General features: G+C 71.5%; 18 protein-coding genes and 1 pseudogene. 9 read left to right on the top strand and 10 right to left on the bottom strand.

What is annotated here, in order from left to right:
* Together CXP56_RS01900 and CXP56_RS01905 are read left to right on the top strand one after the other, a co-directional pair.
* Window positions 1–1352: pseudogene (locus tag CXP56_RS01900) on the top strand (sigma-70 family RNA polymerase sigma factor); the annotation flags it as partial.
* Window positions 1353–1525: 173 nt separating this feature from the next.
* The gene (locus tag CXP56_RS01905) at window positions 1526–2035 is read left to right on the top strand and encodes a GtrA family protein (RefSeq protein WP_028848879.1); all 510 of its coding nucleotides are present in this window, start codon (window positions 1526–1528) and stop codon (window positions 2033–2035) included.
* Window positions 2036–2044: 9 nt separating this feature from the next.
* Here the strand turns inward: CXP56_RS01905 and CXP56_RS01910 are convergent, their stop codons facing one another.
* Together CXP56_RS01910 and CXP56_RS01915 are read right to left on the bottom strand one after the other, a co-directional pair.
* A complete protein-coding gene (locus CXP56_RS01910; RefSeq protein ID WP_028848878.1) occupies window positions 2045–3319 on the bottom strand; it encodes a sensor histidine kinase in 1275 nt (424 codons plus the stop codon).
* Between the two features lie 15 nt (window positions 3320–3334).
* The gene (locus tag CXP56_RS01915; protein ID WP_028848877.1) at window positions 3335–4045 is read right to left on the bottom strand and encodes a response regulator transcription factor; all 711 of its coding nucleotides are present in this window, start codon (window positions 4043–4045) and stop codon (window positions 3335–3337) included.
* 50 nt (window positions 4046–4095) lie between these two features.
* Here CXP56_RS01915 and hisN point away from each other — a divergent pair, with 50 nt between their 5' ends.
* Complete coding sequence (gene hisN / locus CXP56_RS01920; RefSeq protein WP_028848876.1) at window positions 4096–4878, top strand: histidinol-phosphatase; 783 nt, start codon at window positions 4096–4098, stop codon at window positions 4876–4878.
* Window positions 4879–4963: 85 nt separating this feature from the next.
* On the opposite strand, the gene CXP56_RS01925 is transcribed toward hisN, so the two are convergent.
* From CXP56_RS01925 to CXP56_RS01940, 4 genes are read right to left on the bottom strand one after another with little or no spacing between them, the layout of a single operon-like run.
* Complete coding sequence (locus tag CXP56_RS01925) at window positions 4964–5305, bottom strand: hypothetical protein (RefSeq protein ID WP_051310422.1); 342 nt, start codon at window positions 5303–5305, stop codon at window positions 4964–4966.
* Window positions 5302–7680, bottom strand: coding sequence for a TNT domain-containing protein (locus tag CXP56_RS01930; RefSeq protein WP_286899407.1), 2379 nt, complete (start codon window positions 7678–7680; stop codon window positions 5302–5304). Before CXP56_RS01930 ends, CXP56_RS01925 begins: the two co-directional genes overlap by 4 nt.
* Before the next feature lie 4 nt (window positions 7681–7684).
* On the bottom strand, window positions 7685–8014 hold the full coding sequence (locus CXP56_RS01935; RefSeq protein WP_038045541.1) for a hypothetical protein: 330 nt from the start codon (window positions 8012–8014) through the stop codon (window positions 7685–7687).
* Window positions 8011–8463, bottom strand: coding sequence for a YbaB/EbfC family nucleoid-associated protein (locus tag CXP56_RS01940; RefSeq protein WP_245566728.1), 453 nt, complete (start codon window positions 8461–8463; stop codon window positions 8011–8013). Before CXP56_RS01940 ends, CXP56_RS01935 begins: the two co-directional genes overlap by 4 nt.
* Before the next feature lie 411 nt (window positions 8464–8874).
* Between CXP56_RS01940 and CXP56_RS01945 the strand changes: the two genes are divergently transcribed.
* Window positions 8875–9120, top strand: coding sequence for a hypothetical protein (locus CXP56_RS01945; protein WP_286899412.1), 246 nt, complete (start codon window positions 8875–8877; stop codon window positions 9118–9120).
* Between the two features lie 48 nt (window positions 9121–9168).
* Here the strand turns inward: CXP56_RS01945 and CXP56_RS01950 are convergent, their stop codons facing one another.
* The 3 genes from CXP56_RS01950 to CXP56_RS01960 form a co-directional block, all read right to left on the bottom strand.
* Entirely contained in the window at window positions 9169–10110 is a 942-nt protein-coding gene (locus CXP56_RS01950) for a hydroxymethylglutaryl-CoA lyase (protein WP_038045540.1), read from the bottom strand.
* 2 nt (window positions 10111–10112) lie between these two features.
* Complete coding sequence (locus CXP56_RS01955) at window positions 10113–10676, bottom strand: PH domain-containing protein (RefSeq protein ID WP_028848873.1); 564 nt, start codon at window positions 10674–10676, stop codon at window positions 10113–10115.
* Window positions 10677–10776: 100 nt separating this feature from the next.
* Complete coding sequence (locus CXP56_RS01960) at window positions 10777–11607, bottom strand: biotin--[acetyl-CoA-carboxylase] ligase (RefSeq protein ID WP_051310420.1); 831 nt, start codon at window positions 11605–11607, stop codon at window positions 10777–10779.
* 72 nt (window positions 11608–11679) lie between these two features.
* Here CXP56_RS01960 and CXP56_RS01965 point away from each other — a divergent pair, with 72 nt between their 5' ends.
* The 4 genes from CXP56_RS01965 (at window position 11680) to CXP56_RS01980 (ending at window position 16494) form a co-directional block, all read left to right on the top strand.
* Window positions 11680–13320 carry an acyl-CoA carboxylase subunit beta gene (locus tag CXP56_RS01965; RefSeq protein WP_028848871.1) on the top strand — a complete coding sequence of 547 codons (1641 nt, stop codon included), beginning with the start codon at window positions 11680–11682 and terminating at the stop codon, window positions 13318–13320.
* Entirely contained in the window at window positions 13317–13562 is a 246-nt protein-coding gene (locus CXP56_RS01970; RefSeq protein WP_038045538.1) for an acyl-CoA carboxylase subunit epsilon, read from the top strand. Before CXP56_RS01965 ends, CXP56_RS01970 begins: the two co-directional genes overlap by 4 nt.
* A 742-nt stretch (window positions 13563–14304) precedes the next feature.
* Entirely contained in the window at window positions 14305–14946 is a 642-nt protein-coding gene (locus CXP56_RS01975; protein ID WP_028848869.1) for a Maf family protein, read from the top strand.
* Window positions 14947–15150: 204 nt separating this feature from the next.
* The gene (locus CXP56_RS01980; protein WP_028848868.1) at window positions 15151–16494 is read left to right on the top strand and encodes a dicarboxylate/amino acid:cation symporter; all 1344 of its coding nucleotides are present in this window, start codon (window positions 15151–15153) and stop codon (window positions 16492–16494) included.
* A 159-nt stretch (window positions 16495–16653) separates the two neighbouring features.
* Here CXP56_RS01980 and CXP56_RS01985 read toward each other — a convergent pair whose 3' ends face one another.
* The gene (locus CXP56_RS01985) at window positions 16654–17361 is read right to left on the bottom strand and encodes a hypothetical protein (RefSeq protein WP_286899419.1); all 708 of its coding nucleotides are present in this window, start codon (window positions 17359–17361) and stop codon (window positions 16654–16656) included.
* Window positions 17362–17704: 343 nt separating this feature from the next.
* On the opposite strand from CXP56_RS01985, the gene CXP56_RS01990 reads away from it, so the two are divergent.
* The gene (locus CXP56_RS01990) at window positions 17705–19513 is read left to right on the top strand and encodes an acetyl/propionyl/methylcrotonyl-CoA carboxylase subunit alpha (protein WP_286899421.1); all 1809 of its coding nucleotides are present in this window, start codon (window positions 17705–17707) and stop codon (window positions 19511–19513) included.
* Window positions 19514–19518 lie beyond the last annotated feature (5 nt).

The raw sequence follows: 19518 nt of genomic DNA on the forward strand, positions 1-19518 counted from the left end.
TGACCGGGCTGGTCGCGGCGGTGGCCGTGGCGCTCGCCTCCGGGGGTCCCCAACCGGTTCCGCACGCGCAACCGCAGGCCCAGCCGACACCACCCGCGGTGCAGGCGCCGAACAACACCCCCCAGGCGAACGAGCCTGCACCGCCACCGGAACGCCCGCAGCCGCAGCCGCCGGCGCCGCAGACCACACCGGGGCCGCGACCGGATTCTCCGCAGCCACCACCGCCGGCACCCCGGCCCAAACCGCCACCGGCCGAGCAGCCGCTCCCCGCGGACATCACCGTGGAACCGCCGGGCGGCAGCATCGAGCTCGTCCCGGGCGGCGGACCGACCGACCTCCCGATCACGGTGCGCAACGACGGCGGACGCAAGTCCGAACCGGTGACCGTCACGCTGACCCTGCCGCGCGGTGTCTCGGCCGTCGACCAGCCGGGCGGGGGCGGCACGCCCGGCGGGGCGACGTCGGCCGCCCTGCCCCGCCTGGCAGCGGCGAGCGCCCCCGGCGACGTGGTGAAGTGCCCGGGCGGCACCGGCGAGGTCACCTGCCGCACCCCCGACGGCCTGGCCCCGCAGGCGTCGGCGACGCTGGTGTTCCGGCTGGTGGCCGACGAATCGGTGCGGGACGGTCAGATCACCGGCACGGTGTCCAGCGGGACCACCACGACCTTGAAGATCCGCATCCCGGTGCGGGTCGAGGCCAAGGACGGCGTCGCGATCGACGTCAGCGCACACCTGTGGTACGTCTCGGCCACGGTGACCAACACCGGTCGGACGACCAAGCAAGCCACGGTCACGATCGACCACCCGATGCTGGTCGACGACTGGTCGGCGCTGGGCTTCGACTGCCTCAGCGGCGCGAGCGCCACCACCTGCCGCAGCCATCGCCCGCTGGCTCCGGGCACCAGCGCCCGGCTGCTGGTCCCGCTGCTGCACAGCGGCTTCCCGGCCTCGGTCACCGTCACCGCGCGCATCGGGGACGCCAGGGCGTCGCAGACCGTCCGCCCGTGGTGCCTGTTCGCCTGCGTGCCCAACCTGGTCCCGCAGCAGGTTCCTGGCACCGGGACCACCACACCGGCCGAGTCCGGCACACCGGCCCGGCCCACGGTTCCCGCTCCCGCCGCATCCGGCAAGCCTTCGTCGCCGGTGCGGCCCACGCCCCCACAGCCGCCGAGCTCCCGGCCGCCGTCTCCGCCGGAGCTGAAGCCGGACGGGCCGAGCAGCACCAAGCCGAGCTCACCGGCGCGGCCGCCGAGCTCGTCCCGTCCGGGCTGGCAGCCGACGTGGGAGCGCCCGAATCCCAAGCCGCGCTCCGGTCACGGCACGGACTTGTTCGACCGCTGGCTGCCCTGGTGACTTCGACCACGCGCCGGCACCCGATTCGTCGTACAGGGCGACGTTCCTGGTGCCGGCACGGACGTCAGGGAACGGTGGCCGAGACGTCGGCCACCCTGCGCCCGGCCCAACGCGCGTCACACCACCGGGCTCATAGACTGCCCGCGTCAGGCGTTCGTTGGGAGTCGTGAGCCGTGACCGTGATCGAAAGCTTGCTCGCGCGCGTGCCCGAGCCGCTGCGCGGCGTGCTCATCAAGCACCGGGAGAAGCTCAAGTTCGCGGTCGTCGGCGCGATCACGTTCGTCATCGACAACGTCATCTGGTACGCGCTGAAGCTCACCGTGCTGGAGGAGAAGCCGACCACGGCCAAGGCGTTCGCCATCGTGGTGGCCACCATCGTCTCCTACGTGCTGAACCGGGAGTGGTCGTTCCGCACCCGCGGCGGGCGGGAACGCCACCACGAGGCCGCGCTGTTCTTCCTGGTCAGCGGGGTGGCGCTGGTCGTGAACCTGATCCCGCTGCTGGTGTCGCGGTACGTGCTCGACCTCGAGGTGCCGCACGTCGAGCGGTGGGTGCAGGAGGTCGCCGACTTCACCAGCGGATCGATCGTCGGGATGCTGCTGGCCATGGTGTTCCGGTTCGTCGCGATGCGGAAGTGGGTCTTTCCCGACGAGCTCGGCGGCCGCCGCCACGACCTGCCGTGACGGCCGCGCTCACCGCGGGTTGCTGCTCCGCAGCGGCCGCTCGGTCACGTCGGTCGGCTTGGGCACCAGCAGGAACAGGCTGAACGTCGCCGGACGCTGGCTGGCCAGCTCCAGTCGCCCGCCGTCGGCTTCGGCCAGTGCCCGGGCCAGTGCCAAGCCGACACCGGTCGAGCCCACCCCGGACACGCCGCGGTCGAAGATGTGCGGGGCGAGGTCGTCCGGCACGCCGGGGCCGTTGTCGCTGACCGACACCACGACGCTCCCGTCGCCCGGGCGCGCCGACAACGTGACGGTGCCTGCGCCGTGCTTGATTGCGTTGTCCAGCAGCACGCCGACGACCTCGCGCAGCCGGGCGGGTGTGGCCCTGGCGATCAACCCGGACGGGACACGCAGCTTCAGGCCTCGGTTGCCTGCCGCGAAGACCGCTCGCCACTCGTCGGCGATCTCGCGCAGCTGCGCGCCCACGTCGACCGGCTCCGCCCCGGCTTCCCGCGCCGCGCGGGCCGCGGCCAGCAAGTCGTCCAAGGCGGCGGTGAGTTGATCCGCCTGGTCCTGCGCGGCGCGCGCCTCCGCGACCACGCCGGGGTCCTCGTGCGCGGTCAGCGCGTCCAGCCGCAGCTGCAGCGCGGTGATCCGGCTGCGCAGCTGGTGGGACACGTCACCGACGAACTGCCGCTCCCGCCGGATCAACGCCGACAGGGCCTCCGCCGAGGTGTCCAGCGCCTCGGCGATCATGTCCAGCTCGCGCATGCTGTACCTGGCGGAATCCGGCCGGAAGTCCCCGGCGCCCAGCCGCGCCGCCCTGGCCGAGATGCTGCGCATCGGCCGGGCCAGCCTGCGTGCCGTCACGCTCGCCACCACCATTCCGGTGCCCACCGACAGGATGGCCAGCAGCACCACCGCGAGCGTCACTTGCGTCTGCCTGGTGCGCACCGGGCCGGCGGGAATGGTCAGCTGCACCTGGCCGCCACCACCCAGGTTCGCCGTTTCGGTCAGCACGTCGCCCCGCGGTTTCGTGCCATGCCGGTACTCGCGTCCGTCCTGCCCGCGCACCAGCAGGTACCCGTCGTCCGGGATGGCCAGGCGAACCTGCCGGGTGTCGATGACCTCACCGGCGGCGATGGTGGTGTCCAGGCTCTTGGCGATACGCTGCGCCCTGGTGGCCAGGTCTTCCTTCGCCAGGCTGGACACCAGTTCCCACGCGGTGAAGCCGAGTGGGATGCCCAGCGCCGCTGCCGTGACCGCGACGGCCAACAGGATGGCGAGCAGGATGCGGCGATGCACGGCGCTAGTGTCGCCTCACTCCACGTTGAACCGGAAGCCGACGCCGCGGACGGTGGAGATTCGCTCGGTGTCGGTGGCCTGCGCGGGCTTGGTACCGCCCTTGCCGTCGATCTCGCCGGACGCGATGGCCAGCTTGCGGCGCAGCCAGGAGATGTGCATGTCCAGCGTCTTGGTGGTCTTGGAGTCCAGGTCGTTCCACACCTCGGCGAGGATCTCCTCCCTGCTGACCACCTGCCCCGCCCGGCTCATCAGCACCCGCAGCAGCTCGAACTCCTTGTTGGCCAGCTGGACCTCGACCCCGTCGACGGTGACCAGGCGCGCACCGAGGTCCATCCGCACACCGTTGGCCTCCAGCACCTCGGGCGCCTGCCTGCGCAGCAGCGCGCGGATCCTGGCCAGCAGCTCGGCCAGCCGGAACGGCTTGGCCACGTAGTCGTCCGCGCCCGCGTCCAGGCCGACCACGAAGTCCACCTCGTCGGTGCGGGCGGTCAGCATCAGCACCGGCAGCTCGGCACCGCGGGCGCGCAGCCGCCTGCAGACCTCCAGGCCGTCCATCTTGGGCAGGCCGAGGTCGAGCACGAGCAGGTTCACCGGCCGTTGCTGGGTCACCTCCAGCACGCTCGGGCCGTCGGTCACGACCTCGACCTCGTAGCCCTCCCGGTCCAGCGCCCGGGACAAGGGCTCGGCGATGGCAGGATCGTCCTCGGCGAGAAGAACCTTGCTCACGGTCTTTACCATACGGCGACCTGCCGATTACTCCATGCGAGGATCACACCGTGACACGCCCGTATGCCGACGACATTCACCTGGCCAAGCGTCTTGCCGACACCGCGGACGCGATCACCGTTCCACGCTACTCGGTACGTGATCTCACCGTGCGCACCAAACCGGACCGCAGCCCGGTGACCGATGCCGACCTCGCGGTGGAGGAGGCCATCCGCGGCGTGCTGGCCACCGAACGACCGCAGGATCGCATCGCCGGGGAGGAAGGGGGCGGCGAGATCGGCTCCGGCCGCACCTGGGTCCTCGACCCGATCGACGGGACCAAGAACTTCCTGCGCGGCGTGCCCGTCTGGGCCACGCTGATCGCGTTGGTGGACGACGGAGTGCCGGTGGTCGGTGTGATCTCCGCGCCGATGCTGGCCCGCCGGTGGTGGGCCGACGCCGGTGGCGGCGCATGGGTGGCCGACGCCTCGGGTGAGCGGCGGCTGCGGGTGTCCCAGGTGAGCGACTTGTCGGACGCCTACGTGTCGACGACGAACCTGAACACGTGGGACGAGTACCACTCGAAGCAGGCCTACCTCGATTTGGTGGCGGCGTGCTGGGAGAACCGGGCGGTCGGCGACTTCTGGTCGCATTGCCTGGTCGCCGAGGGCGTGATCGACATCGCCGCCGAACCGATCGTGAACCCGTGGGACGTGGCCGCCGTGCAGGTGCTGGTGACCGAGGCCGGTGGCCGGTTCACCGACCTGACCGGCGCCGAACGGTTCGACGGTGGCAACGCGCTGTCCACCAACGGGGTGCTGCACGAAGCGGCGTTGCGGATCCTCTCCCGTTAGGTCGTTCCGCGTGCCCGGTTCCCGTCGCTCCTGCGCGTCACCGGTCTCCTGCGCGTCACCGGCCTGCGGTGCTCGGTGCCCGGCGTCACGACTGGTCGACAGGTGACCGGCCGGGGTCCCGCTCCGGCAGCAGACCCACCGCGCCACGGGCGACCTGCGACCAGGCCAGCCGCCCGAACAGGTAGTGGCAGGCCACCTGCTCGTTGGTGAAGCTGGCCCAGTCGTACCGGATGCCGTGCTCCCGCCAGAACACCTCCCAGGTCACCACCGTCTGCTCGGCCGGCTGCGGGTCGCCGGGCTGGGCGGCGGGCTGCACCTGCTCGGTGCGCAGCACGCACCACGTGTTGTCCGCCTCCTTGCCGATCGAGATCACCTCGTGCGGGACCCCGATCGCGTCCAGCCAGCTGGCCAGTGACTCCAGGTTCATCGCGTGCCTTCCGTCTGCTCCGCGGGCGCCTGCCCGCTGCCGCCGCCCGCGCCGGTGTCCGCCGCGGCGGCCTCGCTCGCGGCGCCGCTCGCTTCCACTCGATCGCCGGCCTGACCTGCCGCGCCCGCGCCGGTGGCCTGCCCGGTGTCGTCGCCGGTGAGCTCGTCGGTGATCTCCCGCAGGTACCCGAGCACGACGAGGTCGTCCGCGGGATACACCGCGCGCAGGCGCTCGGCACCGCCCGGCTGGCCGAACCACGGCGCCACCGTGCCGCGCCACACCGGCATCGGCCGCAGCACCCGGTAGCGCCGGTAGCGGGTGTCCGGGCCGGGCGGAGGGAGGGACCGCAGGCGATAAGCGGTGCCGCCGGGGTGGAAGACCCGGCCCCGCGGCGTGCCGAAGCGGTCGATCACCGTGCCTTCGCCGAGCATCACCGCTTCCCCTGGCTCGTGGCAGCCCTCCGGGCACGCCTCGGCAGGCGGCCACGCGTACTCCGGTGGCTCGCGGTCGGCGACCAGGTAGCGACGCTGCCACTCGTCCGAGTCCATGCCCGCCAGCGGGTCGTACCGCTCGAACAAGGCCGTGAGCGCGGGATGATCCCACGGCAGGCCCGGCGAGGGGACCGCCCGTTCCGGCAGCACCTCCGCATCGTCGAAGACCGACGACCTCGGGTGGTCGTACGGCGGGAAGCGGGACAGGAACTCGTCCGGATCGTGGCGCCGGGGCGGCAGCTGGCGGCTCGGCTTGCTGGACGCCACCGGCAGATGGCCGAGCGGGAACATGTGCACCCGGAACAGCGCCACGATGCTGGCCCGGTCCTTGCGCGGGGTGCCGTACGCGGGCTGCTCCTGCGGCGGGCCGGGCCGGGGGTGCGGCTCGGGTTGCGGCTGCACGACGCCGGACTTCAACCCCGTGGCGGGGACGTTCGGCGCCACCGGCCGGCCGGTGATCGGTCCCTGCCAGCCTGCAGGGGGCGGGGCGGGACGGTTCGCGACGTTGCCGTCCGCCGCACGCGCACCCCCTCCCGGCGGCCTGCCGGGTGGTTGCGCCGGATGCGGCTGCTGCCCTGGCTGGCCAGGGGTGCCCCCCACCACGCCGGGATACCCGCCCGCGGGCGGTGCCGCCCCGGGCGCGGCCAACGGCGGACCGCCCAAGCCGGTGACCGGCGCGCTGCCGAAGCCGCCTGCCGGTTGCGGTGGCCCGCCTGCCGGCGGCACGAGCGGCGGACCAGGCGCGGAAACGCCTTCCACGAACCCGGCGAGCGATGTCTGCCCAGGAGGACCCTGGTGCGGATGCGGCGCGGTGAACCCCATCGGCGGTGTGGGTGCGCTCATCCACGCGGGCACCTGATTTCCCATCGGCGGGGTGGGCACGTCGCCACCGCCGGGCTCGACACCGTGTGATGGCTCATGGCCCCCTCCGGCATCGTCCCGCGACACGACGTCGTCCGGAACGGCACGCTCGCCTGCATCGACGACTTCCCGGCCGTGCAGGACGTCAGCGACGCGGCCGGCGACCCGGTCGTGCACGTCACCGATCCGGTCCGGTGCCTCCCTGACCCGGTCGGCGACCTCGTCGACCGATGCGGGCACATCGGAGAGGCGGTCGCGCACATCGACGGCCCGTTCGGAAACGTCGGCCACCTGGCCTGCCACGTCGGGAACCCGATCACGCACGAGTCCCAGCGGGCCGTCGTCGAAGTCGGCAAGCTCGTCGAGCGCGTCGGTGGCCTCGTCCGTCCAGCGATCGGCCGTGCGGTCCACGGCGTCCAGCGAGCCGGACACCACATCCGGCACCCCGCTGACCGCCGCCAGCAACGACCCGGGCCCACGGCTCCCGGTCAGCGGATCCAGCACGGGCGAGGCATCCACCTCACGCGCGGTGTCGGCCACCGCGCCGGCCAGCGACTCGGTGATCGCGGTGACGTTCGCGGCGACTGCGGTATGCAGGTTCCGCACGGTCAACAGCGCCTCCGGATGCCCGCCGTCGGCCGCAGCGGCCGCGGCCTCCTCGGTGCGCGCGGCGTCGGCCAGCTGCCGAATGATCTCGACCTTCGCGGCGCCCACCTGCCGCGCGGCGTGCTCCAGCCGGTCGGCCGCCTGCTCCGCTGCCCGAGCGGTACCGGTCAGCAGCCCGGCGTCCGGTGCGACGAACTCCGACCAGGCCCGTGCCGCTTGCTCGGCCGCCTCTCCCGTCATGCTGGCCACGGCGGCGGCCGCGGTGGCATCCGCCTCGGACGCCAGCGAACGGAGTCCCCGCGCGGCTTCCCGCCAGGCGTCGGCCTGCTTCTGCATCGCGTCCTCGTCGGCCTCCGGCCAGTGCGCGCCGACGCGCCGAGCGATGCCGGCCAGCTCCGCAGGAAGCTCGATACCCACGCCGCTAGCCCTCCCCCAGGCCGTGCCTGATCCGGTCCGCGGCGTCCGCCGACGCACCGTCGGTGGCTCGATACGTCCGTGCGGCCTTGGCGAACGCGCTGCCCATGTCAGCCAGCTTCGCGCTCAGGTCCGTCAGGCGCTGCACGGTCTGCTCGGCGGCATCGGCGTGCTGGTCGGCGAACCGCCTGCCGATGTCGTCGTTCCCCCACGGGGCTGGACCGTCCAGGGCCGCGCGCAGGTCGTCGGCGAGGTTTCTTGCGCGCTGTGCGTGCTCGTCGAACTCTGCGGCGCGCGCCGCGAGCCGTTCGACGTCGGCACCGTGGTCGGCGGTCACCGGCTCGCCCCTTCGGCCGGCTCGGCGGCCCGGTCGTCACCGGCACGGATCTCGGCCGGGGAGAGGTCACCGGTGCCGAGCAGCAGCGCCTCGGGATCCACCCCGGACGGCAGCGCGGGCGCCAGCACGGCGCCGGCCTTGGCGACCGCCGACGCGGCGGCCTGCCCGGCCAGGCGGACGATCTGCTCGGCAAGTTCCGCGGGCGTGAAGCGCTGGTAGGCCTGCTCGGTGATGGTCAGTCCGGTCAGCGTGCCGCGGGGCCCCACCGTGGCGCTGACCGAGCCGTCGGGAGTGCTCGCCGTCGCGGTGATCGAACGCAGCGTGCGGTGCAGCCCGGCCAGCTGCTCGCGGCCGCGCCGATACTCGCCGAGAAGTTCGTCGACCCGTGCTCGGTACTCGGTCACGGCGCCCTCCCGGTCCAGTGCGTCCTGCAGCACAGCGTCGGTCATGGCGCCCCGCACCCGGGTACGGCGCGGTGCGCAAGCGGTTAGACGCTAACGCACCCGGGACGGTTCCCACCGATTCGTCGTCGTCCCTCGATCGTGATCGAGCGCACGGCGCTGCCGGGCCACGTCTTCGCCCGCACGCCCGCTACCAGGCCGAACTCCGCAGCCGGAACCTCGGTGCCAGGCCGCGGGACCTGGCGGCCACGCTGCCTGCCCAGCCGCGCAATGGCGAAGAACCGCCCGGCGGCGACGGAGACCATCGCAGCGCCGATCCAGGCAAGTGTCTCTCCCGGACGACCCAGCTCCCCGTACGGCTGTCGTTCCGGTGGATCGTGGCGGCGGTGCGTCGACCGCGCTCTGCAGCTTGGCCCGCTCCGACCTGGTGCCCCGTCCACGGCGAGTTCCTTGACCAGGTTGCGCGTGGTCTTGCTGAGCCTCGATGAAGCCCTCGACGTGCACCCGGCCGGAGGCGAACGACACAGCCGACGGCAGACAGTCCAGGACGGCACCGTCTTCGACCCGGACATGCACGTCGTGTGCGTCGTCGCAGCCGACTCCCGGCACGATTCCGACGACGTAGACGTCGTCGATGCGGTGGTGCTGTGCGAGCCCCACGAGCAGCAAGATCGATCCGCCGACGAGCATGCCAGCCATCAATGACCCGAGCACGAACAGCGTGATCTTCGTACCCTCGGTCGTGACGTGGGCTCACTCGGCCAGCGCACGCACCACGCGAGAAGGCGCCGGCCTGCCCAGCTGCTCGGCCATCCACGTGCTGACGCCGACAAGGGCGTCCACATCGACCCCGTGCTCGATACCCAAACCGTCGAGCATCCACACCAGATCCTCGGTGGCCAGGTTCCCGGTCGCCGACTTCGCATACGGGCAGCCGCCAAGTCCGCCCGCGGACGAGTCGACCGTCGTGACACCTTGCTGCAGCCCCGCCAGCGTGTTGGCCAGCGCCTGACCGTAGGTGTCGTGGAAGTGCACCGCCACCGCGTCCACCGGCACGCGCTGGGTGACCGCGGCCAGCACCGCTTCGACGTGCCCGGGCGTGGCCACCCCGATGGTGTCGCCCAGCGACAGCTGCCAGCAGCCCATGTCGTACAGCCGCCCGGCGACCTCGGCGACCTGCTCCGGCCGGACGTCACCCTCCCACGGGTCGCCCCAGCACATCGACACGTAGCCGCGCACCCGCATGCCCGCGTCCCGTGCCCGCGCGACGACGGGCTCGAACAACGCGAACTGCCCGTCCAGGGTGTTGTTCAAGTTGCGCTTGGCGAACGTCTCGGTGGCGCTGGCGAACACCGCGATGTCCTCGACCCCGGCGGCGAGCGCGCGCTCCAGCCCCCGCTCGTTGGGCACCAGCACCGGATAGCGCACACCGGCGCGGCGCTCCAGCCGCTCCAGCAGCTGCTCGGCGTCCGCCAGCTGCGGCACCCACTTCGGGTGCACGAAGCTGGTCGTCTCGATGGTGGTCAGCCCCGCGTCGGCCAGCCGCTGGACGAACTCCAGCTTGACGTCCACGGCGACGGTCGATTTCTCGTTCTGCAGCCCGTCCCTCGGTCCGACCTCCCAGATCGTGACCCGCTCCGGCAGCCGCCCGGACCGATGCACGGACGGCAGACCGACGTCACGCGCACCGCCCACGCTTACCGCCCCCTGCGCGGCAGGCGCTGCGTACCCTGCTGACCCTGCTCGGGATGCTCGGCGTCGTAGTCGTCGTACGGGTTGTCGTTGAGCTGCCGGTAGATCCACGTGTGGACCTTCTCCACCTGCGGGATGTCCGAGAACTCCAGCGGCTCCTCGGACGCCGACTCGATGATCAGCGTGCCGCAGCCGAAGATCCGGTCCACCAGGTCGTGCTCGAACCGCACGCTGTGGATCCGGCCCATCGGGATGTCGATGCCGGTACGCCTGATGACGCCCTCGCGCGCGATCACCCGGTCGGTGGTGACGATGAAGTGCGTGGTCCGCCAGCGTACGAACGGCGTGAGCACCAGCCAGATCAGCAGCACGGCGGCCACCGCGACGATGGCCACGAGCGCGACCATGTCCCACGGTGCGGCGGCGTCACTGGCCAGCAACCCCAGCCAGATGGCGGCGGCGACCACGATCGCGCCGATCAGCAGCGGGAAGATCAGCATCTTGAAGTGCGGATGCTTGTGCGCGATGACCTGCTCGCCCTCACTCAGCAAGCCCTTGGGGTAGCCCACCTCAGCACGCTCCTGTGTCGTTTCCTGCCGGCCTGCTCACCGTAGCCGTTTCCGGCCCGATGCAGCAGGTGATCGGCGAATTATCCCGCCGTGGGCATGATCACCGCACGTGCACCACGTCGCCCGCGAAGACGGTCGTCGCGGACCCGTCCGGCTTGCGCACGATCAGCTGCCCGACGGCGTCGATGTCCACCGCCTCGCCCTCCAGTTCGCCGTCCGGCAGCAGGACACGGACCGTGGTGCCCAGCGTCGCGCACGCCTGCCGGTAGGCGTCGAGCAACCCGGCGGCGGACAGGTCGCCGCCAGCGGCCCGCCACGCCGCTTCCCGCACGTGCAGGGCTTGCAGCAGGGAGACGGCCAGGGCCGTGCGGTCCGGGTTCCGCGCCCCCGATTCCGCCAACGACACCGCGGCCAATCCCCCCGGACCGGCCGGCACGTCGCCGAGCGCGAACACGTTCAACCCGATCCCCACGACCACGGCGGGCCCCCCGGCGTCCGGGACGAGCTCGGAGAGCACGCCGGCGAGTTTGCCGCCGCTTGCCAGCATGTCGTTCGGCCACTTCAGCACCGCGTCGACGCCGGCGCTCCTGGCCACTTCGAGCAGAGCCAGCCCGGCCACGATGCTCAGCGAGCCGACACGCTGCGTCGGCACCCCCGAGGGGCGCAGCAGCACGGACAGGTAGATGCCCGCCCCGGGCGGCGACACCCAGGTGCGGCCCCGTCGCCCCTGGCCCGCGGTCTGCTCTTCGGCGAGCAGCACCGTGCGGTCGGCCGCGCCGGCGTCCGCCGCGGCACGCAGATCGGCGTTGGTGGACCCGGTGGACGCCACCACGTCGACGGCGGCGTAGCCACCTGCCGGAGCGAGCAACGCGGCGCGCAACGCCGCCGCGTCGATCGGCCGGGCTGCTGTGTCGTCACGGGAATCCGGCATGCCGCCAGCCTACGGTGAGGTGGCCGACTTCACGTGCTGACAACGCCCGATCAGCCGTTAGGCTCGCTGGCTATGAGTTCTGCGACGGAACCGATCGGGAGCGCGCCGGACGAGGCCCCGGACATCCACACCACCGCGGGCAAGATCGCGGATCTGTACCGGCGCAACGACGAGGCGGTGCACGCCGGGTCGGCGCGGGCGGTGGCCAAGCAGCACGCCAAGGGCAAGAAGACCGCCCGCGAGCGGATCGACATGCTGCTCGACCCCGGCTCGTTCGTCGAGCTGGACGAGCTCGCCCGGCACCGGTCGACGAACTTCGGCCAGGACCGCAACCGGCCCTACGGCGACGGCGTGGTGACCGGCTACGGCACCGTCGACGGCCGACCGGTCTGCGTGTTCTCCCAGGACGTGACGGTCTTCGGCGGCTCACTCGGCGAGGTGTACGGGGAGAAGATCGTCAAGGTCATGGACCTGGCGATCAAGACCGGCAGGCCGATCATCGGGATCAACGAGGGCGGCGGCGCGCGCATCCAGGAAGGCGTCGTGTCCCTCGGCCTCTACGGCGAGATCTTCCGTCGCAACACGCACGCATCCGGCGTCGTCCCGCAGATCTCGCTGATCATGGGTGCCAACGCGGGCGGCCACGTGTACTCGCCCGCGCTCACCGATTTCGTGGTGATGGTCGACCAGACCTCGCACATGTTCATCACCGGCCCGGACGTGATCAAGACGGTCACCGGTGAGGAAGTCACGTTCGAGGACCTGGGCGGCGCGCGCACGCACAACACCAAGTCCGGCAACGCGCACTACCTGGCCTCCGACGAGGAAGACGCCATCTCCTACGTCAAGGAGCTGCTGAGCTTCCTGCCGTCGAACAACCTGGACTACCCGCCGGTGTTCGAGCACACCCCGGCCGTCGGCCAGTCGGTCGCCGACGACATCACCGACTCCGACCGGGAGCTGGACACCCTCATCCCGGACTCGCCCAACCAGCCGTACGACATGCGCGAGGTCATCGAGCGGGTGATCGACGACGGCGAGTTCCTCGAGGTGCACGAGCTGTTCGCGCCCAACATCGTGGTCGGGTTCGGCAGGGTGGAAGGCCACTCGGTGGGCATCGTGGCCAACCAGCCGACGCAGCTGGCGGGCTGCCTGGACATCAAGGCGTCGGAGAAGGCCGCGCGGTTCGTGCGCACCTGCGACGCGTTCAACATCCCGGTGCTGACGTTCGTGGACGTCCCCGGGTTCCTGCCGGGCACCGACCAGGAGTGGAACGGCATCATCCGCCGCGGCGCGAAGCTGATCTACGCCTACGCCGAGGCGACCGTCCCGCTGGTCACCGTCATCACGCGCAAAGCGTACGGCGGCGCGTACGACGTCATGGGGTCCAAGCATCTCGGCGCGGACATCAACCTGGCGTGGCCGACCGCGGAGATCGCGGTGATGGGCGCGCAGGGTGCGGCGAACATCGTGCACCGCAAGACGCTGCAGAAGGCCGCCGAAGAGGGCAAGGACGTCGAACAGCTGCGGCAGCAGCTCATCCAGGAGTACGAGGACACGCTCTGCAATCCGTACGTTGCCGCCGAGCGTGGATACGTCGACTCGGTCATCCCGCCGTCCTACACGCGCGGCTACGTGGCGCGTGCGCTGCGGATGCTGCGGGAGAAGCGTGAGTCGCTGCCACCCAAGAAGCACGGGAACATCCCACTATGACCGGCGAGAAGAGCAGTGCGAAGGACGACGAGAAGCGGCCGTTCCTGCGGGTCGTCCGAGGCACGCCGGACGACGAGGAGCTGGCTGCGCTGACCGCGGCGCTGGTTGCGGTCAGCGCAGCCACCGCGCAGCAGAAGGACAAGCCAGCGGCGCGGTCGGCGTGGGCGGACGTCGAGCCACGGCTGCGGCAGCCGCTGCGGCCGGGGCCCGGAGCCTGGCGGGCCTCCGCCCGGCTGCGGTAGCGAACCTGCCTGCCGGGGCGGCGTGCCGGGCGGCCGGAACGGGCTCTGTCCTGGGCACGGTGGCCGCCGCGCACACGCTGAGACGAGCAGCCCCTGGCCCTCGCACAGCTCGGGAACGCGACGGCCCGCCCACCCGGACCCGGCACCACGCCACCACGCACACGCGGAGACGAACAGCACCTGACCCTCGCACAACCCGAGGACACGACGGCCCGCCCACCCGGACCCGGCACCACGCCACCACGCACACGCGGAGACGGGTTGGGCGGTAGTGCTAGAGCTTGGGGATGATCCGCACGCCGCCGCGCACATGCGGAGACGGGGGTGCAGCAGGCACGCGAGAAGGCGCTCGCTGCACGGCCGCTGCGCACACGCGGAGACGAGCGTGCTGCCGCATCGAGGTTTGCCATGCGGTCAACGGCCACTACGCAGTCGCGGGAACCTCGTCGCGGGAACGGTGAAGCGATCACGAAGCACCGGTGTCCCGGCCATCGTCCGCGGCCATGCCGATCGACCAATCCGGAAGATGATCGACGGCCGCGCCGGGGATTGCCCGGTGATTTGTCGACAAATCACCGGCGCAGCGGCACGACTCGCGGGCAGGAGCCCGACAGTGAGCATCACCGTCCCGCAGCTGTGAGCATCACCGTCTGAGCATCACCGTCCCGCACCCATTCACCACGGCACAGCAGCGGGCGGCCTGCACCGGTGCCCAGGCAAGTTCGGCCTAGACTCCGCAGTCATGCGGTTCGTGCTGGCTTCCGCCTCCCCTGCCCGCCGCGCGGTGCTGCGCGCCGCCGGGATCGACCCGGTCGTGCGGGTGTCCGGCATCGACGAGGACGCCGTGGCCGCGGAGCTGTCCGACCCCACTCCGGAGCAGCTCGTGGTGCGCCTCGCCCAGGCCAAGGCCGCCGCGGTGGCCGACGAGCTGACCGCCGAGGGACACACCGGCGAGTCGGTCGTCGTCGGCTGTGACTCGATGTTGTCGTTCGACGGCGAGGTGGTGGGCAAACCCGGCACCGCCGACGTCGCCAGGCAACGGTGGCGGCGCATGGCCGGCCGCTCCGGCACGCTGATCACCGGGCACGCGGTCGTCCGGCTGGACGGCGATGCGCGGGTCAAGGAGGCCTCGGCCAGCGAGTCGACCGTGGTGCGCTGGGGCCGTCCCAGCGAAGCCGAGCTCGAGGCGTACGTGGCCTCCGGCGAGCCGCTGCGCGTCGCGGGGGCCTTCACCCTGGACGGCCTGGGCGGCTGGTTCGTGGAAGGTGTCGACGGTGATCCGTCCAGTGTCATCGGCATCAGCCTGCCGCTGACCCGCCGGCTGCTCAGCGAGGTCGGGGTGCGCGTCACCGACCTGTGGCGACCGGACGCCGACGACCTCTGACCCAGCATCCACGCCAGGCACGCGCGATCGTCGCCGGCGTCAGGAATTATTCCCGTTCCCGCATAGTGGGCGAACTGTCCACGACCACCCGATCGGAGGACCCTCGTCCGGGGGCGCCTACCGGCGCCGATTCACCTGGAGGGCATCGTGTCACAGACATCCGACCGGGAAAGGTCGTTCCTGCGTACCTACACGCGCCCGCGCGTGTTCGGCAGCGCGGTCATCGCCGCATTGCTGCTCGGTGTGCTGGCCGGCGCCATCGCGCGCAGCACCGAAACGGCATGGCTGAGCGACGCGCTGGACGCCGTCGGGTCCACGTTCACCACCCTGTTGCAGCTGGCCGTGCTGCCGCTGGTGTTCACCGCGATCGTGGTGGGCATCAACTCGCTGCGCCAGCTGGGCGGGGGCAAGGAAGCCGCGCGGCTGGGCGGCAAGACGGTGCTGTGGTTCGCCATCACCTCGTTCATCGCCGTGCTGATCGGCATCGCGGTCGGTCTGCTGATCGACCCGGGCGCGGGCGGGCTGAACGCGGCGCCGACCGAGGAGAACACCGCACGGGCCGCGGAGAGCGTGTCGAACTGGGGCTCGTGGTGGAGCTTCCTGGAGAGCCTGATCCCGGGCAACGTGGTCGCCGCGTTCGCCGAGGGCGGCACGCTGCAGGTGGTGTTCCTGGCGGTGATCGCGGGGGCTGCCGCCTACTCGCTCGGCGAACGGGCCAAGCCCTTCGTCGACCTCAACGCGAGCGTCTTCGAGATCGTCCAGCGGTATCTGCGGTGGATCGTGCTGCTCGCGCCGCTCGGCGTGTTCGGCCTGATCGGGGCCGCGGTGGCCACCTACGGGGACGAGCTGTTCCGCCCACTGGCGTCCGCCACGCTGGCCGTCTACGCCGGGACGCTGCTGGTGTTGTTCGTCGTCTACCCGATCCTGCTGCGGCTGGTGGCCAAGGTGTCCCCAGCCAGGTTCTTCAGCAAGGCGTGGACGACGCTGCAGTTCGCGTTCGCCTCCCAGTCCTCCGGCGCCACACTGCCGCTGACCAGGCAGACCGCGGTCAACCTCGGGGTCCCGCCCGCTTACGCCGGGTTCGCCGTTCCGCTGGCCAGCACCACGAAGATGGACGGCTGCGCGGCCGTCTTCCCGGCCGTCGGCGTCATCTTCATCGCCAACATTTCCGGGATCACGCTGAGCATCGGGCAGTACGCGGGCATCGTGGCGGCCGCCGTGTTCGGCGCGCTGGCCACCGCGGGCACCACCGGCTGGCTCACCGCCCTGACCCTGTCGGCCACCGTCGTCGGCCTGCCACCGGAACAGATCGCGCTGGGGATCGCGCTGTTCTACTCGATCAACCCGATCATCGACATGATCCGCACCGCGACCAACGTGGCCGGCCAGATCGTGGTGCCGGTCGTCGTGTCGCGCTCGGAAGGGTTGCTCGACGACGAGGTGCTGCAGGCGCCGAGCCGTCCGCCGCTGCTGGAGGACACCGGCGAGCAGCCGTCACCTCGGCCGGAAACCCCGCACAGGACGGCCACCGAACCGGCACGAGCCTGAAGTGCCGGACACGGCCGCGGCCTGACACCACGGCCACGCACGAGGCGCCCTGGCAAGCAGATCAGCCGGGGCGCCTCTGCTCGTCAGCTGCACCGCACGCTTCGGAGCATGCGACCGTCGCCGAAAGCCGTCCCCGGCCCGCGGCAGCTGGCTCGGACGTCAGGCACAGGACCTCAAGGGCTCCTCGGCGAGGTCGATGTCCGGCCAGCCAGGGATCCGGGTGATCGACGAGTAGGGCCCTCCACAACCGAGCGACGAGCCGTCCAGGCGGAAGACTTCCACCTCCACCCAGGACTCGTCGCACACCCCGCTGGAGGGAGCCGCACAATCGGGGAACTGGGCCAGCACGACCTCGGGAGTGGCGTCGTCGGTGACCTGGACCAGCTCGATCATCTTGGCGGTCGAGAAGTACGGCCGGGTGACCGCCGCCCATCCGCTGCCGCGCGACACGAAGACCTCGCCGACCAGGCCGCCCTCCAGCGTTCCGCGCACCACACACGCTTTGGTCGGGCCGTCGGCGCACGACAGCGACTTCTGCGTCACGTGTACGCCCAGGTCCCCCAACGCCGTCTTGCGCAACGACGCCCCGTTGTCGTCGCGGAACCGCAGTCGCCCGTGCTTGCCGTCGGGATCGGCCAGAAGCTCGACGGTCGTCGAGCCCACCGGGACGCTGGTCAGCACCTCGCACGGGAGTTCCCCGCACCGCTCGGCAGCGTTCTCGACAGCGGTCGACGATCGCGTGGAGGAACCGTCGTCCGCACGTTCCGCGCGGACCATCCGCAAAGCGACGGCAGTCCCCAGCGCCGCGATAGTCACCACGACCGCCACCACGAAGGTGACTTTCACCGAACGCGATGTCGATTGCACAGCGTGACGATAGACGAGCGACGGCTGCTCCGCCCGGCACGACGACGCCGGACACCCCGCGCATTCGACACTTGTGCCCACCGGTGTGACGAAGATCGTTCTCGGCCGCCTTGCCCTTCCGGATCAGGTCGTTCCGCGACTGCCGTCCTCACCGTCGCCGCAGATCACTACGCCTGTCCGAGACGTCAGGAAACACCTGAGGCAAGCCTGCGGTCCGGAATGCACGCTCGCCTGAGCGTGAGCCGTCTTACAGCCACGACGGGCGCAGGGATCCGTACACTGCACGCAGGCCACCAACCGGCTGCTCCGGTGAGCGGCCGGCGCAACGTTGCAGGAGGTAGGCGTGCCGCAGAGCACAGCCAGCACGCGACCGGGTCTCGCCGGCCCGGTCACCAAGGTGCTCGTCGCGAACCGGGGCGAAATCGCCGTGCGGGTCATCCGCGCCGCACGGGACGCGGGATTGGCATCGGTCGCGGTCTACGCCGACCCGGACCGCGACGCGCCGTTCGTCCGGCTGGCAGACGAAGCGTTCGCACTTGGCGGAAGCACCGCCGCGGAGACCTATCTGGTGGTCGAGAAGCTGCTCGACGTCGCCAAGCGGTCCGGCGCCGACGCGGTCCACCCCGGCTACGGCTTCCTGTCGGAGAACGCGGACTTCGCGCAGGCCGTCATCGACGCGGGCCTGACCTGGATCGGCCCGTCACCGCAGGCGATCCGTGCGCTGGGGGACAAGGTCACCGCCCGGCAGATCGCCATGAAGGCCGGCGCGCCGCTGGTGCCGGGCACCAAGGACCCGGTGAGCGGCCCGGACGAGGTGGTGGCGTTCGCCGAGGAGCACGGGCTCCCGGTGGCCATCAAGGCGGCGTTCGGCGGCGGCGGCCGTGGGCTCAAGGTGGCCCGCACCCTGGACGAGATCCCCGAGCTGTTCGAGTCGGCGACCAGGGAGGCGGTCGCGGCGTTCGGCCGCGGCGAGTGCTTCGTCGAGCGCTACCTGGACAAGCCGCGGCACGTGGAAGCGCAGGTGCTGGCCGACCAGCACGGCAACGTCATCGTGGTCGGCACCCGGGACTGCTCGCTGCAGCGAAGGCATCAGAAGCTGGTCGAGGAGGCGCCCGCGCCGTTTCTGACCGACGAGCAGCGGGAGAAGATCCACAGCAGCGCCAAGGCCATCTGCCGCGAGGCGGGCTACTGGGGCGCGGGCACGGTGGAGTACCTGGTGGGCCGGGACGGTGTGATCTCGTTCCTCGAGGTCAACACCCGGTTGCAGGTCGAACACCCGGTGTCGGAGGAAACCACCGGCATCGACCTGGTGCGGGAACAGTTCCGCATCGCCGCCGGCGAGAAGCTGCGCTTCACCGAGGACCCGCAGCCGCGCGGCCACAGCATCGAGTTCCGCATCAACGGCGAGGACGCCGGGCGGAACTTCCTGCCCGCCCCCGGCACGGTGACCAAGCTGCGGCTGCCCAGCGGTCCCGGCGTGCGGGTGGACACCGGGATCGAGGAAGGCACGGTCATCGGCGGGCAGTTCGACTCGCTGCTGGCCAAGGTGATCGTCACCGGTTCCGACCGGCAGAACGCGCTGGAGCGCAGCCGCCGGGCGCTGGACGAGATGCAGGTGGAGGGCATGGCCACGGTGCTGCCGTTCCATCGGCTGATCGTCCGTGACCCGGCCTTCACCGCCGAGGACGGTTTCGCCGTGCACACCCGGTGGATCGAGACCGAGTGGAACAACACGGTCGAGCCGTTCACCGCGGACGGCGAAGGGACCGAGGACGCCGCGGACGAGGGCGAGCGGCAGACCATCGTCGTGGAGGTCGGCGGGCGCCGGCTGGAGGTCTCGCTCCCGGCCGGGCTGGCCGTCGGCGGCGGCCCCACCGCGGCTGGTCAGCGCACGAAGCCGCGCAAGCGTGGCGGCGGCAAGAAGGCCGCGGTCTCCGGTGACGCGGTCACCGCGCCGATGCAGGGCACGATCGTCAAGCTGCCGGTGCAGGACGGCCAGCAGGTCGAGGCGGGCGAGCTGGTGGTGGTGCTCGAGGCGATGAAGATGGAGAACCCGGTGACCGCGCACAAGGCGGGCACGGTGACCGGCCTGAGCTGCGCGGTCGGCGACACGGTCAGCCAGGGTCAGGTGCTGTTCGAGATCAAGGACTGAGTGCG

The sequence above is a fragment of the Thermocrispum sp. genome (assembly GCF_002919275.1).
Taxonomy (GTDB): Bacteria; Actinomycetota; Actinomycetes; order Mycobacteriales; family Pseudonocardiaceae; genus Thermocrispum; species Thermocrispum agreste.